The 16,038-nt window shown below is 63.7% G+C and carries 3 protein-coding genes; all 3 read right to left on the bottom strand.

Going from position 1 to position 16,038, the window contains the following annotated elements:
* Window positions 1-67: 67 nt before the first annotated feature.
* From IB245_RS23820 to IB245_RS23810, 3 genes are read right to left on the bottom strand one after another with little or no spacing between them, the layout of a single operon-like run.
* Window positions 68-11,866 (bottom strand): amino acid adenylation domain-containing protein, encoded by an 11,799-nt coding sequence (locus IB245_RS23820; RefSeq protein WP_192228870.1) that lies wholly within the window; start codon window positions 11,864-11,866, stop codon window positions 68-70.
* Window positions 11,863-14,961, bottom strand: coding sequence for a non-ribosomal peptide synthetase (locus tag IB245_RS23815; RefSeq protein ID WP_192228869.1), 3,099 nt, complete (start codon window positions 14,959-14,961; stop codon window positions 11,863-11,865). Before IB245_RS23815 ends, IB245_RS23820 begins: the two co-directional genes overlap by 4 nt.
* A gap of 11 nt (window positions 14,962-14,972) precedes the next feature.
* The gene (locus tag IB245_RS23810; protein WP_008032309.1) at window positions 14,973-16,031 is read right to left on the bottom strand and encodes a TauD/TfdA family dioxygenase; all 1,059 of its coding nucleotides are present in this window, start codon (window positions 16,029-16,031) and stop codon (window positions 14,973-14,975) included.
* Window positions 16,032-16,038: the final 7 nt, after the last annotated feature.

The following is a 16,038-nucleotide window of genomic DNA, read 5'->3' as shown; positions in this document are numbered from 1 at the left end:
AGCTCGCCCTATAAACGAACCGTGAGGGCCGTTCATTAGGGCGAGCTTGTTTTGGCGCGGTAAAACCTTAGTCCTGCGCCACCACCTCGCGACCAAGTGCTGTCACCACGGCACTTAGGCATTCATCCCGTTGCAGGATATCGAAGTGGCTGGCGGCGACGGTTTGCACTTTGCGCAGCCGTGGTTGCTGACGCTCCAGCGTCGCGCGTTCGGCCGTCGGGTTGCCATCGGCCCACCAGCAGCACAGTTCGGCGCGCGGCAGCGGCAAGGTCTCGACCTGCCGCGACAGCGCCTTCAAGCGCGTGCTGACCATGAACGTCTGCGCCAACTCATCGGCCCCCAGCAATGCGTAACCGCTGGCCTGTTCGCCTTCGGTGTCGATCACCGTGCGAATGATCCGCGCGACAGCGTCCTGATCACCCGTGGTTTCGACACTCAACGCCCGGGCAATGACATCGCTGTCCATGCTCAAGGTTGCACCGAGGAACTCGCGAAGGTCATCGCACCACTCATCCACACTGGCGACGGCGTTGGCCTGGGTTGGCACAAAGCTGTCCACCAGGCCGACGAATGCCACACGCTGGCCCTGCTGTTCAAGCAGGTCGCCGACCATCAACGCCAACGCCCCGCCCAACGACCAGCCCAGCAAGTGATACGGGCCTTGCGGTTGCTTGCGACGGATCGCCTCGATGTAGTCCGCAGCCATTTGCTGCAGCGAAGTGTCGTGCCACTGGCGGTCGAGCAGCATGCGGCATTGCACGCCGTACACCGTGCGCTGGCCTTCCAGTCGACGGGCCAGCGGTTCGTAGTCGAACACCGTGCCGAACCCGGCGTGCAGGCAGAACAGCGCTGGCTGATCGTCCACCGGCTGGTTCAACAGCAGCAACGGTTCCGGGCTCTGTTTGAGCGGTTGTTCATCGACACCGGACAACCCGGCGATGGTCGGTTTGGCCATCATGTCGCGCAGTTTCAACTGGAAGTCCGGCTGATTCAGCGCCCGAACCTTCGAGATCACCTTGAGGGTGCGCAGCGAGTCGCCGCCCAACTCGAAGAAGTTGTCGGTGATGCCGACTTTGTCGACGCCCAGCACTTGCTGCCAGATCTCGGCCAGCGCCCACTCCAGCGGCGTGCGCGGGGCCACGTAGTCGCGGCCCTCGAAGGTCGGGTCGGGCAAGGCCTTGCGGTCGAGCTTGCCGTTCGGTGTCAGCGGGAAACGCGGCAACACCACGACCTGCGTCGGCACCATGTAATCCGGCAGGCTTTCACGCAGGGCCGCCTGGCAACGCAGGCCCAGGCCGTCGTCTTCAGCCGCGACCACATAGCCGATCAGTTGCGGCCCCTGCCCGCCGTCACGCACCACCACCAGCGCGTCATTGACCCCGACTTGCTCGCGCAGACGAGCTTCGATTTCGCCCAGTTCGATGCGGAAGCCGCGCACTTTGACCTGATGGTCGATGCGCCCCACGTAATCGAATACGCCATCCTCGCGGCGGCGCACCAGGTCACCAGTGCGGTACAGACGACCACCGTCGCGGCTGAACGGGTCGGCAACAAAACGCTCGGCGGTTTGCCACGGGTGACGGTGGTAGCCGCGCGCAACGCCACGGCCACCGATGTACAGTTCGCCGACCATGCCCACCGGCAACGGATTGAGGTCCATGTCCAGCACATGCAGGCTGCGGGTGCCGACGCGGCGGCCAATCGGCGCATACATCGCCTCGCAGTGACCGTCGGCAGCGATTTTCCACAGCAGCGGCGTGACCACGGTTTCCGTCGGGCCGTAACCGTTCACCAGGTATTGCGGCTTGAGCGTGTGCTTGACCCGTTCGAACGTGGCGTCCGGCACCGCATCGCCACCGAAGCAATAGATGCGCACTGGCGGTGGGTTGCCGCCCTGCAACTCGGCGTGTTCGGCCAGTTGCAGCAAGTACGCCGGCGGGAAGCAGGCGACGCTGATGCGCTGACGATGCAACACCGCCAGGGTCTGTTCGGCGGTCCACAAGGTGTTGTCACGCACCACCAACGTCGAGCCGCTGATCAGCGCGGTGATCCAGCGTTCATGGGCACCGTCGAAGGCGAACGACATGAAATGCAGTTCGCGATTGGCCGGGTCCATTTCATACAACTCGGCAATTGCCTGCACGTGCATGCTCAATGGCCCGTGGGCCACGGCCACGCTTTTCGGTTTGCCGGTCGAGCCCGAGGTGTAAATCAGGTAGGCCAGTTGCTCGGCGTGTACGTTGTTTTGCGGCGCAGTCACCTCGATGTCGAGGTTCAAGCGATCCACGGCGACCATCGGCGTGCCCGGATTGAGTTGCGCCGTGTCACGCAAACGCTCCTGGGTCAGCAGCAAACGCATGTCGCTGTCGGCCATCATGTAGCGCAGGCGTTCCTGCGGGTATTGCGGGTCCAGCGGCACATACGCGGCGCCGCACTTCATCACCGCCAGCAGCGAAACCACCAGTTCCAGCGAGCGCTCCATGAACACGCCGATCACGTCTTCGGCCTGCACGCCCTGCTCCAGCAGGTGCACCGCGAGTGCGTCGGAACGACGGTCCAGCTCGGCATAACTCAGGTGCTCAGCGTCGCGGTCAGCGTAGCTGAGCACCAACGCGGTGTGTTCCGGTTGCAGCCGCGCTCGCTCACGGATCAGCTCGTGCACCGGCCGTTCGTGGTCGTCGGCCAGCGTCGGCAGCTCGCCGTCCAGTTGCCGGCCTTGGTCCAGCGTCAGCAAACCGATCTCGCCCACGGCGCGCCCGGCGTTGTCGCACAGACGCTGCATCAGGCTTTCCATGTGGCTGCGCAGCACTTCGACGGTGGCGAGGTCGAACTGATCGCACTGGTGCATGTACTCGATGCGCAAGCCTTCATCGAGGCTGACCATCAAGTCCATCGCAAAGCTGGTCAGGCCGAAGTCGGAGACATCTTCGAAGCGCAGGGAATCGCCGTTCCACTCGCGCAACGTGCGGTCCACCGGTTGGTTTTCGAAAACGATGATGCTGTCGAACAGCGACTGCCCGCCCTGCCCGGCCCAGCGTTGAATGTCGCTGAGCGGGGTTTGCTGGAAGTCGCGGATATCCAGATTGTAGGCCTGGATCTCGCGCAGCCAGTCACCGACGCTCGCCTCGGTCGGCACGCTGTTGACCACCGGCAAGGTGTTGATGAACAGCCCGAGCATGTTCTCCGAACCGTTGAGGGTTTCCGGTCGGCCCGACACCGTGGCGCCGAACGTCACCGTGCGCTGGCCGGTATAACGCTGCAACAGCAGCAGCCACGCGGCTTGCACCAGGGTGTTGAGCGTGACTTGCTGTTGCTGGGCAAACGCCTGCAAACGTGCGGTCTGCTGCGCATTCAGGTGCGTATAGATTGCGTGATAACCCGCTTGCGGCGCCTTCACCGGCAATGCGCGGGCCAGGTGTGTGGCGCCTTCGAGGGCGTTGAGTTTGTCTTTCCAGAACGCTTCGCTGGCCTCGGCGACTTGCTGGCCGAGCCAGTCGATGTAATCGCGATACGCGGCCACCGGTTCCTGCGCGTCGCCACTGTAATGACGCAGCACTTCACCGATCAGGCGCGACACACTCCAGCCGTCCATGAGGATGTGGTGGTAGGTCCAGATCAGGCGATAACGGTCGTCTTCCAGACGCACCAGCAGCAGGCGCAACAACGGCGCACGGTTCAGCGAGAAGCCACGTTCACGTTCATCGCTGGCCAATTGGCGCACACGCTCGACCTGGTTATCCAGACCGCGCCAGTCCAGCTCGGTCAGCAGCGCCGGAGCGTTGCGCAACACCACTTGCAGCGGCTCCTTGTCGCCCTCCCACAGGAACGCGGTGCGCAGGATCGCGTGACGCTGCGCGGCATCGGCCCAGGCCTCGCGGAAACGCGGACCGTCAACGCCACGCACACCCACTTCGATCTGATTGACGTACAGCCCCGAGTCGCCGTCCTGCACCGAGTGGAACAGCATGCCCTGCTGCATCGGCGACAGTGGATAAACGTCGTCCACCTCGTCTGCCGTCAATGCCAGCGTCTGATATTGCGCTTCGTTCAGTTCGATCTTCAGCGCCGGTGCATCCACTACCGGCGCGGCTTCCTCGGCTTCCACAGCCTGGGCGACGGTCGCCAGTTCGGCGATGGTCGGGTGACTGAACACGTGTTTCGGCGAAATGTTCAGGCCGGCCTTGCGCGCACGGCTGACCGCCTGGATCGACACGATGGAGTCACCGCCCAGCTCGAAGAAGTTGTCCTGAATCCCGACCGGCACTTCGAACAGCGCCTGCCAGACTTCTTGTAGCGCCGCTTCCACGGCATTGCGCGGCGCCACGTATTCACGCACTTGCTGATCGGGTTGTGGCAACGCGCGGCGATCGAGTTTGCCGTTCGGCGTCACCGGCAGTTGCTCCAGCAACATCACATGGCTCGGTTGCATGTGCTCGGGCAGCGCGTTGCGCAGGTGCTGCTTCAGCCCGTCGAGCACCAACGACTGGCCGACCACGTAAGCCACCAGTTGCTTGGACTTGCCGACATCCAGCGCGATCACCACCGCCTCGCGCACCTGTGGATGTTCCAGCAGGCAGGCTTCGATTTCACCCAGTTCGATGCGCAAGCCACGAATCTTCACTTGATGGTCGATGCGGCCGACGTATTCGATCACGCCGTCATCGCGATAACGCGCCAGGTCGCCGGTGCGATAAAGCCGCTCGCCCTGTGCGCCGAACGGGCTGGCAACAAAACGCTCGGCCGTCAGGTCCGGGCGGCGATGGTAACCCCGCGCCAGACCGATGCCGCCCAAGTACAGCTCACCGACGCAGCCCGCCACTTGCGGTTGCAGGCTGTCATCGAGAATGTAGGTCACCAGGTTGGCAATCGGGTAACCGATCGGCACGCTGATCGAGCCGTCATCGACGCACGTCCAGTGGGTCACGTCGATGGCTGCTTCGGTCGGCCCGTACAGGTTGTACAACCCAACGCCGGGCAGCACGCGGAACAGGCTGTTCTGCAAATCCGCCGACAACGCTTCACCGCTGCACATGATCTGCCGCAGGCTGGCGCAACGCTCAAAGCCCTCGCCCTGAACAAATGCCTGCAACATCGACGGCACGAAATGCAGGGTGCTCACCTGATATTGCTCGATCAAACGCACCAGCTGCGCCGGGTCGCGATGGGCGCCCGGTTCGGCCACCGCAAGGCGCGCACCGACCATCAGCGGCCAGAAGAACTCCCACACCGACACGTCAAAACTGAACGGTGTCTTTTGCAGCACGGTGTCGCGACCGTCCAGCGGGTACGCGCCCTGCATCCACTCGATGCGGTTGTACAACGCATCGTGACGGTTGGCCGCGCCCTTCGGTTTACCGGTGGAGCCGGAGGTGTAAATCATGTAGGCCAGCGATTGCAGCTCGACCACGCACGGCAGGTTTTCGTCGCTCAAGCCTTCGACCAGCTGAGCGCTGTCGTCCAGGCAGATCGCCGTGGTCCCGGCCGGAATCGGCAATTGCGCCAGCAGATGATGCTGGGTCAACAACACGTGCACGCCGCTGTCCTCGAACATGTGTTCCAGGCGCTCGCGCGGGTAATCCGGGTCCAGCGGCACGTAGGCGCCACCGGCCTTCATGATCGCGAGCAAACCGATCACCAGTTCCAGCGAACGCTCGGCGGCAATCCCCACCAGCACTTCGGCGCCGACCCCTTGGGCGCGCAGGTAGTGCGCCAGTCGGTTGGCCTGCTGGTTGAGTTGGCGATACGTCAGGCTCTGACCGGCAAACACCAACGCCTGGGCGTCCGGAGTTTTCAGTACCTGGGCTTCGAAGCACAGGTGGACCGGGCGCACGTCGGGCCAGGTCACGGCGGTGTCGTTGAAGCCTTGCACTTGCTGTGCGGTCTGCGCGGCGTCGAGCAGGCTCAGGCGACCCAAGGCTTGTTGCGGCTCACGGACCATGGCATCGAGCAACGCCACCAGACGCTTGCTCAGGCCGTCGATGGCCTCGGCGGTAAACAGCGCGGTGTCGTAATTGAAACGCAGGTCCAGGCACTCGCCCAGCTCGGCGGCGATGGCCAGCGGGAAACTGGTCTGATCGTGATTGCTGATGCCGGAGAACTTCAGCGCACTCGGATTACCGCCCTCCAGCGCCTCGGCGACCGGGTAGTTTTCGAACACCAGCAGCGTGTCGAACAATGCCTCGCCGGAATGCCCGGCCCAACGCTGCACATCCGCCAGCGGCGTGTATTCGACATCGCGCAATTTGAGATTGAGCGCCTGCACCTCGTCCACCCATTGGCTGACCGTGCGCTCGGGATGTGGCGTGGCGATCACCGGCAAGGTGTTGATGAACAGGCCGACTTGCTGCTCTATGCCCTGCAACTCGCTTGGACGCCCCGACACCGTGGCGCCGAACGCGACGGTGCGTTGGCCGGTGTAGCGCTGCAACAGCAACAGCCACGCCGCTTGCAGCAAGGTGTTCGGTGTCACGCGGGCCTGACGGGCAAACCCGCTCAGGCGTTCGCTGGCCGCCCGGTCCAGGCTCAGGTGAACGGTGCAATGACCGTCACCCTGCCCTGCGACCGGTCCCGGCATCGCGCCGGCCAAACGGGTCGGCTCGTTGAACGCCTGCAACTGCTCCAGCCAGAACGCTTCGCACGCAGCGCGATCACGCCCGCCCAGCCACGTCATGTAATCGCGATAACGACCGCCGCTCGCCACCGGCATCACGCCGGAGTAACGCTGCAACACTTCGCCGAACAGCTGCGAGGTGCTCCAGCCGTCCAGCAGAATGTGGTGGTTGGTGAAAATCAGGTGATGGGTGTCGTTTGCGGTCTGTACCAGGGTCAGGCGCAGCAACGGCGCGGCTGTCAGGTCGAAACCGCGCAGGCGATCGTCTTCGGCCAGACGTTCCAGGGCGTGTGCCTGATCCGCTTCATTGCGCCAATCGAGCACGGTCACCGGCAACGTGGCGTTGGCCAGAATCACTTGCAGCGGCTGCGAGCCATGGCTCTCGCTGAAGAACGCGGCGCGCAACACTTCATGGTTTTCCAGCGTCTGCTGCCAGGCACTGCGGAACGCTTCGACGTCGATGCCGTGCACGTCCACGCGCATTTGCGGGATGTAGGCACCGGCATCCGGGGCGAACAGGCTGTGGAACAACATGCCTTCCTGCATCGGCGACAGCGGGAAGATGTTTTCGATCTCACGCGCCGCCAGCGGCAGTGCATCGAGTTGCGCCTGATCGACGCGGACCAGCGGCACGTCACTCGGCGTCAGGCCACCGGCACCGCTCAGGCAGTGTTCGATCAGCTGTTGCAGTTCTCCAGCGTAGGCCTCGGCCAGGCGCTGCACGGTGTGCTCGGCAAACACGTCGCGGCTGAAGGTCCAGCTCAGGCGCAGTTGCCCGGCGTAGACCTGACCGTTAATGCTCAGGCCACGGTCCAGCGCGGCCGAAGCGCCCTGCTCGGCGCCACCGCTTTCACGGGCCGGGCGCCACGGTGCCTGCTCATCGAAGCTGGCATCGAACTGGCCCATGTAGTTGAAGGTGATTTGCGGTTGCGGCAGATCCTCAAGACCGGCCTGCGCCAGATACCGCAGGATGCCGAAACCGATGCCTTTGTCCGGCACGGCGCGCAGCTGTTCCTTGACCGCCTTGATGCTCCCGGCCAAATCGCTGGCCGGGGTCAACTTGACCGGGAAAATCGAGGTAAACCAGCCCACGGTGCGAGTCAGGTCGATGTCGTCGAACAGGTCTTCACGACCATGCCCCTCCAGTTTGACCAGGGTCGAAGGCTGGCCGGTCCAGTCCCCCAGCACCCGCACCAACGCCGTCAGCAACAGGTCGTTGACCTGCGTGCGGTACGCCGCTGGGGCGTCTTGCAGCAGTTGGCGGGTGAAGGTGCTGTCGAGCACGGTTTCCACGCTCACGGCGTGTTGGCTGGCGAGGCTGCCTTGGGGATTATCGGCGGGCAGGTCCACCACCACGTCGTGGTATTGGCGCTGCCAGTAAGCCGCTTGGCTCGCCAGTTCGGGACTTTGCGCATGGGTTTGCAAACGCGCCGCCCACGCTTGATAGGCGCTGGATTTGGCCGGCAGGCGCACAGGTTGAGCCTGACGCGCCTGGTCGTAGGCCGTTTGCAAATCTTCGAGCAACAGACGCCAGGACACGCCGTCCACCGCCAAATGATGCACCACCAGCAGCAAGCGCTGACCGGCCGCGCCCATTTCCACCAGCAAGGCACGCAACAGCGGGCCTTCGTGCAAATTCAGGCTGGCCTGTGCAGCGTTGCAGTGCTCAAGCAATTCATCGGCGTTCGCAGCCTGACGCTGCCACAGCAATTCGGCGCTGTTCCAGTGCTCGGCCTGAGCCTGTTGCCACACGCCATTCACCTGATGCAAACGCAGACGCAACGCGTCGTGATGTTCCAGCAACACGGCCAATGCCTGTTGCAGGCACGCGCTGTCCAGCGGCTCGCGAAGTTCCAGCAGTACCGATTGGTTCCAGTGGTCCCGGGCCTCGATGGCCTGCTCGAAAAACCAGTGCTGGATCGGTGTCAGCAGCACGTCGCCGCGCACCGGCCCCTGATCGATGACCAGACCGGCACTGCGCTGTGCGACCTTCGCCAGACTCTGCACGGTCTGGTGTTGAAACAGGTCACGCGGGGTGATGCGAATGCCGGCCTGACGCGCACGGCTGACCACCTGAATCGAGATGATCGAATCGCCGCCCAGTTCGAAGAAGTTGTCGTCGATCCCCACGCGCTCAAGCTTGAGCACGTCTTGCCAGATCGCCGCCAACTCGGCTTGCAGGTCGTCCACCGGTGCCGTGTAAACCTGTTGCGCCAGGGCAGCATCAGGCTTGGGCAACGCGTTGCGGTCGAGCTTCCCATTGCTGGTCAGCGGCCACTGATCAAGCTTGAGCAAATGCGCCGGCACCATGTAATCCGGCAGACCGGCCTGCAAATGTTCACGCAGCGCCTGACGCAAATCGGCGACGTCCTGGGTGACGGTGAACCAGGCGACCAATTGCTGACTGCCATTGATCTCGGGCGCCAGCACCAGCGCTTGTTCGATGGCCGGGTGACTTTGCAGGCGGTCCTGAATTTCCCCCAGCTCAATGCGGAAGCCACGAATCTTCACTTGATGGTCGATGCGTCCGGCGTACTCGATGCTGCCATCGGCGCAATAACGCGCCAGATCGCCGGTGCGATACAGGCGCGCACCCGCCTCGGCGGCGAACAGGTCCGGGACAAACCGCGTGGCGGTCAGATCGGCGCGCTGGTGATAACCCCGCGCCAGACCGGCACCGCCGACGTACAGCTCGCCGACGCAGCCCTTGGCCACAGGGTTCAGGCGTGGGTCGAGCACGTACCAGCGCAGGTCGGCAATCGGCTCGCCCAGCGGCGAGTTGTTGGCACCGTCGAGGTCGGCGCGGGACAACGGCCGATACGTCACGTGCACCGTGGTTTCGGTGATGCCGTACATGTTGATCAGCAACGGCTGCTGCTCGGCGAACGCGTCGTACCACGGACGCAGGCTCGCGACGTCCAGCGCCTCGCCGCCGAACACCACATAACGCAGGGCCATGCCCTGGGCATTGGCGCAGGCAAACGGCATCAACTGACGGAACGCCGACGGGGTCTGGTTGAGCACCGTGACCTGTTCATCGCACAGCAGGCGAGCGAACTCTTCCGGGGAACGGCTGATGGCGTGCGGCACCACCACCAGCTTGCCGCCGTAGAACAACGCGCCAAAGATTTCCCATACCGAGAAGTCGAAAGCGTAGGAATGGAACAGGCTCCAGACATCGTCCGCGTTGAAACCGAACCAGTGTTCGGTGGCGCTGAACAGACGGGTCAGGTTGCTGTGCGGCAACAAGGTGCCTTTGGGTTTGCCGGTGGAGCCGGAGGTGTAGATGACGTACGCCAGGTTTTCCGGGCGGGTCAGGTTCGGCAGGTTCTCGACGGACGCCTCATTCAGCCAGTCGCTGGCGTGGTCGAGGCAAATCACTTCGATGCCTTCGGACAACGGCAAACGCGGCAGCAGCGCGGAGTCGGTCAGCAGCAAGCGCGTGCCGCTGTCGGCCAGCATGTAGGCCAGACGATCCTGCGGGTATTCCGGGTCCAGCGGCACGTAGGCGCCACCGGCCTTGAGGATCGCCAGCACGCTGACGATCATTTCCAGCGACCGCTCCAGCGCGATACCCACCAACACATCCGGCCCGACGCCGCGTTCGCGCAGACGCTGGGCGATGCGGTTGGCCTGTTGGTTCAGTTGCGCGTAGCTGAGGGTCGCGCCGTCGCAGGTCACCGCGATGTTTTGCGGGTGCGCGGCGGCCTGAGCTTCGATCAGTTGATGCGCGCACAGCGTGTTCGTGGCCTGCGAAGCGGCGCTGCGGTTCCAGTCCAGCAACGTGGCGTGCTGCTCGGTTGCGGCGAGCATGTTCAGGTCGGCCAAGGCGACCGAGCCATCGGCGCAAATCGCCTGCAACAGGTTCAGCCAATGCTGGCCGAGACGCTCGATGGTCGAAGCGTCGAACAATTCGGTGGCATAGACGAACGAGGCGTGGATGCCGTCGTCGCTCTCCACGGTGTCGAGCATCAGCTCAAACTTGGTGGTCTTTTCATCCCAGATCAGCGGCTCGACGCTCAGGCCCGGCAAGTCCCAGCGCTGTTCGCCGCCGGCATCGCGCTGGTGGTTGAACATCACCTGGAACAACGGCGTGTGGCTCAGGCTGCGTTCGACATCGAGCCCATCGACCAACTGTTCAAAAGGCAAATCCTGATGCGCCTGCGCGCCCAGTGCCGCCGTCTTGACCTCGGCCAGCAACTGCAAAAATGGCTGGTCGGCATGGGGTTGGGTACGCAACACCTGGGTGTTGACGAAAAAGCCCAGCAGGTTTTCCACGTCCTGACGGGTACGGTTGGCAATCGGCACGCCGACACGAATGTCCCGTTCGCCGCTGTAGCGATGCAACAGGGTTTGCAACGACGCCATCAGCACCATGAACAGCGTGCAGCCTTCGCGACGGGCGAGATCTTTCAGAGCCGACGCCAGGGCCGCCGGCACGTTCAGCTCGACGCTGGCGCCCTGCTGGCTCGGGATCGCCGGGCGACGACGGTCGGCCGGCAGGTTCAGTGGCGGGTGCTCGCGACCCAATTGTTCACGCCAGTAAGCAAGCTGACGCTCGGCCTCGCCGGCCTCCAGCCACAGGCGCTGCCAACGGGCGAAATCGGCGTACTGAATGCCCAGCGCCGGCAGTTGCGGCGACTGTCCGGCGCTCAGTTGCGCATAGAGCTGGGTGAATTCCTGCAACAGGATCGGCAACGAGCCGCCGTCGGTGACGATGTGGTGGAACGTCAGCACCAGCACATGCTGCTGCGCTTCGAGGCGGATCAACCGGCAGCGCATCAGCGGACCGTGCTGCAAATCGAATGGCTGCTCGGCGTTGAGGCCGACCTGACGATGCAGTTCAGCCTCGTCGGCGGCGTCGGCCTCGACCAGAGGCGCGTCCATCTGCGGGTGGATTTTTTGCAGCACCTGCTGCTCATCGAACACGAAGGTGGTGCGCAGCACTTCATGACGCTGCACCAGCGCAGCTAGGGTTTGCGCCAGCGCGGCGCGGTTGAGCTCACCGCTCAGGCGAAAGGCACCGGTCAGGTTGTACGCAGTCGCCTGTGGCTGCATCTGCCACAAAAACCACAAACGCTGCTGCGCGTACGACGCCGGCAGCGTGTCGACCGCCGGGTCCCTTGGCGGGATCGGCAGCAGCTCAAGGGTCAGGCCTTGCGCGTGCATCTTTTCTTGCAAGGCACGCCGCGCGTCCAGGCTCAAGCCGCAGAAACGCTGGGCCAGGGTCATCATTCTGTCCGGTGCAGCACTCATCGCGTGTGTTCCTCATCCACTTCGTCGAACAACGCTTCCAGCGCGTCTACATCGTTTTCTTTGTGTTCACTGTGCTGACGGAACTGCTCGATTTCCGCCGCCAGACGTTCCAGGGTGTCGCCCTCGAAGAACAGCTTCAGCGGGATCGCCAGGTTCAGTTCTTCCTGAATCCGCGCACGAATCCGCGTTGCCAACAGCGAGTGACCGCCGAGCTCGAAGAAGCTGTCGTGCACGCCGACCCGCTCCACGTGCAGCGCTTCGGCCCAGATCGCCGCCAGGACTTTTTCCAAATCGGTGCGCGGGGCGACGAAGGCACTGCGGCGCACGTCGAGGTCGAGCAAGGCCTGGCGGTTGAGTTTGCCGTTGGGCATCAGCGGGAAGCGTTCCAGCACCTGCAAGCGCGCAGGTTGCATGTGCTCCGGCAGCGCTTCGCTGAGGTGGCTGCGCAATTCGTTGAGGCGGATGTCGGCGGTGTCGGCCGGAGAAATCACGAAGCCCAGCAGTTGCGGACCGGTCGGCGTTTCACGGGCGATGACGGCGGCGTCTTCGATACCGGGGGCGCTGCGCATGGCGGACTCGATCTCGCCCAGTTCGATGCGGAAGCCACGGATTTTCACCTGATGATCGACCCGGCCGAGGTACTCCAGCACACCATCGGCTCGGTAGCGTGCGAGGTCGCCGGTGCGGTACAGGCGTTGACCGGCCTGCTTCGCAAACAGATCGGGAACAAAACGTTCGGCGGTCAGCGTGGCACGCTTGAGGTAGCCTCGGGCAATGCCGGCGCCGCCGACATACAGCTCACCTTCGACGCCCACGGCCACCGGCATCAAGTCCGGGCCCAGCACGTGAATGCGCATCCCCGGAATCGGCTGGCCAATCGGGATAGTATCGTCATCCTGACCGAGCGGCAGTTCCCACGCCGAGCACCAGACCGTGCCTTCGGTCGGGCCGTATTCGTTGACCAGTGCCACTTGCGGCAAGGCCTCGCGATGGCGCGCGACCAAGGCGTTGCTGCACGCTTCGCCGGCCACGATCACGCACGCCAGGGCATGGCTGTCGAGGTGCTCCAGAATCTGTGCGTGGTAAGACGGCAAGGTCAGGTAGTGGGAAACCTCCTCACGCTGGATCAGCGCCGCCAGCAGCGCCGGGTCCTTGTAGCTGTCTTCGTCCGGCAGGCACAGGGTCGCGCCCTGCCCCAACGCCCAGAAAACCCCGGCCACCGAGCTGTCGAAGGAGAACGACGAGAGCATCAGGAACGCGCGTAACGGCTGACGATAGAACGCGCTGCGTGCGAGGGTCGAGGCCACCGCGTTGGCGTGACTGATCATCACACCCTTGGGCTTGCCCGTGGAGCCGGAGGTGTAAATCACGTACGCGAGATTGGCGCTGTCGCCCTGCGGGGCTGGCTGTTCCTGCGATGCGGACCAGACTTCGGCCTGCGGCATCAGCGAAATCACCCGCTCGCCATGCAACGCTTCCGGCAGCGGCTGACAGGCCAGCACCTGACGTGCAGCGGCGTCTTGCAACATGAACGCCAGACGCTCGATCGGGTAGTTCGGATCGAGCGGCAGGTAAGCGGCGCCGGCCTTGAGTGTGCCGAGCAGTGCGATGACAATTTCCAGCGAACGCTGGCCGTAGACCGCGACGATTTCATCCGGCGCCACGCCTTGGGCGCGCAGGGTATTGGCGACCTGGTTGGAGCGTGCATCCAGTTCGGCGTAGCTCAGGCGTTGACCATTGACGCTGACGGCGATGCGCTGCGGATGCAGGCGTGCCTGTTCGGTGAACAGGTCTTGCAGGTAGCGCTGCGGCAGTGCCTGCTCGGCGGCCAGCGGGTTGAAGTCTTCGATCAAACGAGTCAGTTGCACCGCGTTGACCTGAGTGGCCTGGCCCAGGGTCAGCTCGGGCGAGGTCAGCAACTGGCGGCTGAATTCGACAAACTGTTCCAGCCACGCCGCCAGCATCGACTCGGGCACCGCGCCGGCCAGGCACGACAGCTGCAACTGTTCGCCTTGAACCCGCAGGCGCAGGACTTCCGGGTTGGCATCGTCCACTTCAATGTTCACGTCGGCATCGGCCTGATACACCAGGCCATAACGCAGCGGCGTTGCGACTTCAGCGCTCAGTTCGAACTCGTTGAGGCAGTCGAGCCAGGACAGCGATTGCTCGACGTTGCCAGCAAACGAGGCCAGCGCTTGCGCCAGGGTTTCGTGGCTGCGGTGATCAAACGCTACTGGCAAACGGCGGGCGAAACGCCCCAGGGTCGCTTCGGTCTGCTCGTTGCGCCCCGCCACTTCCCAGCCCATCAGCACCTTTTCCTGATTGCCGATGCGCGCCACAAACACGCTCCACAGCAACAACGCCACGCGCTGCGCTTCGACACCCTGAGCGGCGGCCACCCGTTGCACATCGGCCAGCCATGCCCCGTCGTCGAGCGTCGCCTGATGGCGTGCCAGCGTCACTCCAACAGCCTTTTCGAAAGGCAGATGATGGGCCAGTGCGAACTGCTGTTGCAGGTTGCGCCAGAACGCGGCGCCTTGATGGCCGATGTCTTCTTCGCGCAGTTCTTCCTGCCACGCGGTGTAATCCAGGTACTGCAAGTCTTCCTGATTGTCGGCCAGTGTTTCGCCGCGCAACAGGCTCGCCAGCTCCGCCGACAGCACCCGCAGCGATGCTTCATCGAGACTGCTGGCCAGCGCCAGCAAGGTGACGAAATGCTGACCGTCCGTGGTTTCCACTGACGCCACCACCAGCACCCGATCCGACGCCTCAGCCAGGGTTTCGCGGCTGCGACTCAGCGCCTCATCCAGCGAAGACACGCGCCCCAACAACGCGACCGGCAACTCATCGCACAAGCTCTGTACCGGCCATTTCATCCCCGGCAAACGGCGATAGACCGTGCGCAGGGTTTCATGGCGCAGGCCCAGTTCATCCAGTGCCGCACGCAATGCCTGCGCCTCCACAGCCTGGGCGACCGGCACGGTCAGGGCGGCGAACAGCGGCTGTCCGCCCAGTTCCTGAGCGCGCAAATAAAAGGCCTGCTGAGCCGAAGTCTGGAAAACGTCTACCGAAGGTTCGAGGGCGGTGGTGTTCATGTCGAGGGTCCTTATTCCTGATCCAGGTCGGCGCTTTTCTGCGCGATGGCCATGGCCGTGAGGATTTTTCTGTAGCCAGTGAATTCGTTGCGCGCATGCACGCTGAGGATGTTGTCCAGCAGGACCACGTCGCCCTTCTCCCAGGCGAACTCGACCATCACGTCGCGATAGATACCTTGCAGGTGGCGGATCACGTCATCGGGGATGGCCGAGCCGTCGCCGAAGAAGGTGTTTTGCGGCAGGTCCAGCGGGCCGAATTCACGCAGCAGGTTGTCGCGGATGCTGTCCGGCAGGGTCAGCGCGTTGAAGAAAGTGCCGTGGTTGAACCAGATGCGCTCGCCCGTCAGCGGATGACGCACGATGGCCGGGCCGTTTTGCCGGGTGCGCAGGCGATTGCCGGACTTCCACTCGGCCTGAATGCCGATCTTGGCGCAGTAGGCTTCGACTTCGCCGCGATCTTCGCTCTGGAACACGGTCTGCCATGGCAGCCCCATGCCGTCGCCGTAGTTGCGCACGTACATGATGCGTTTACGCTGAAACTCTTCGCGCACGGCCGGGTCGATCCGCGCGAGGATTTCGCGGGTGTCGCCGAACGGGGTTTCGCCGCCGGTGGTCGAGGGCGTGTCGCAGTAGAAGTACAGGTGACGCGGAAACACCGGCGAATAGGAATGCTCGTTGTGCGGGAAGATTTTCTCCGCCGCCGGGTAATCGGTGGAGCTGTAGATTTTGAACTGACCGGTGATCTGGGTCCGTGGCGAGGCGCGGAACAGGTACTCCAGGGCGCCGTCGGAAATCGCCGCCACACAGCGGTTGAATTCGGCGATGTCGGCCACCTGGAAGCCACGGAACAGAATCACCGCGTGATCAAGCAGCTTGCTTTCGATCAGGGCGCGATTCTCCGTCGCCCACTCCACCAGGCTCACACCAGGCACTGCCGGGCGGCACACCAGCGGCATGCTGGCACCGTCGAACATCGGCGCAAAACTCACCAGCCGGGTCGGGTCGGTGGACAGGCTCTTGCGCGCACCGCGGCCGATTTTGGGAATGGACTTGGTGGTTGAAACAGTCATAAACCCC

The organism is Pseudomonas sp. PDM02, from assembly GCF_014852285.1.
Classification (GTDB): Bacteria; Pseudomonadota; Gammaproteobacteria; order Pseudomonadales; family Pseudomonadaceae; genus Aquipseudomonas; species Aquipseudomonas migulae.
The sequence above is the reverse complement of the archived record's forward strand: the minus strand, read 5'-3'. Positions and strand labels throughout refer to the sequence as shown.

Coding starts and splice junctions, on each gene's coding strand:
- IB245_RS23820 (WP_192228870.1), bottom strand. CDS start 11,866: ATGAGTGCTGCACCGGACAGAATGATGACCCTGGCCCAGCGTTTCTGC.
- IB245_RS23815 (WP_192228869.1), bottom strand. CDS start 14,961: ATGAACACCACCGCCCTCGAACCTTCGGTAGACGTTTTCCAGACTTCG.
- IB245_RS23810 (WP_008032309.1), bottom strand. CDS start 16,031: ATGACTGTTTCAACCACCAAGTCCATTCCCAAAATCGGCCGCGGTGCG.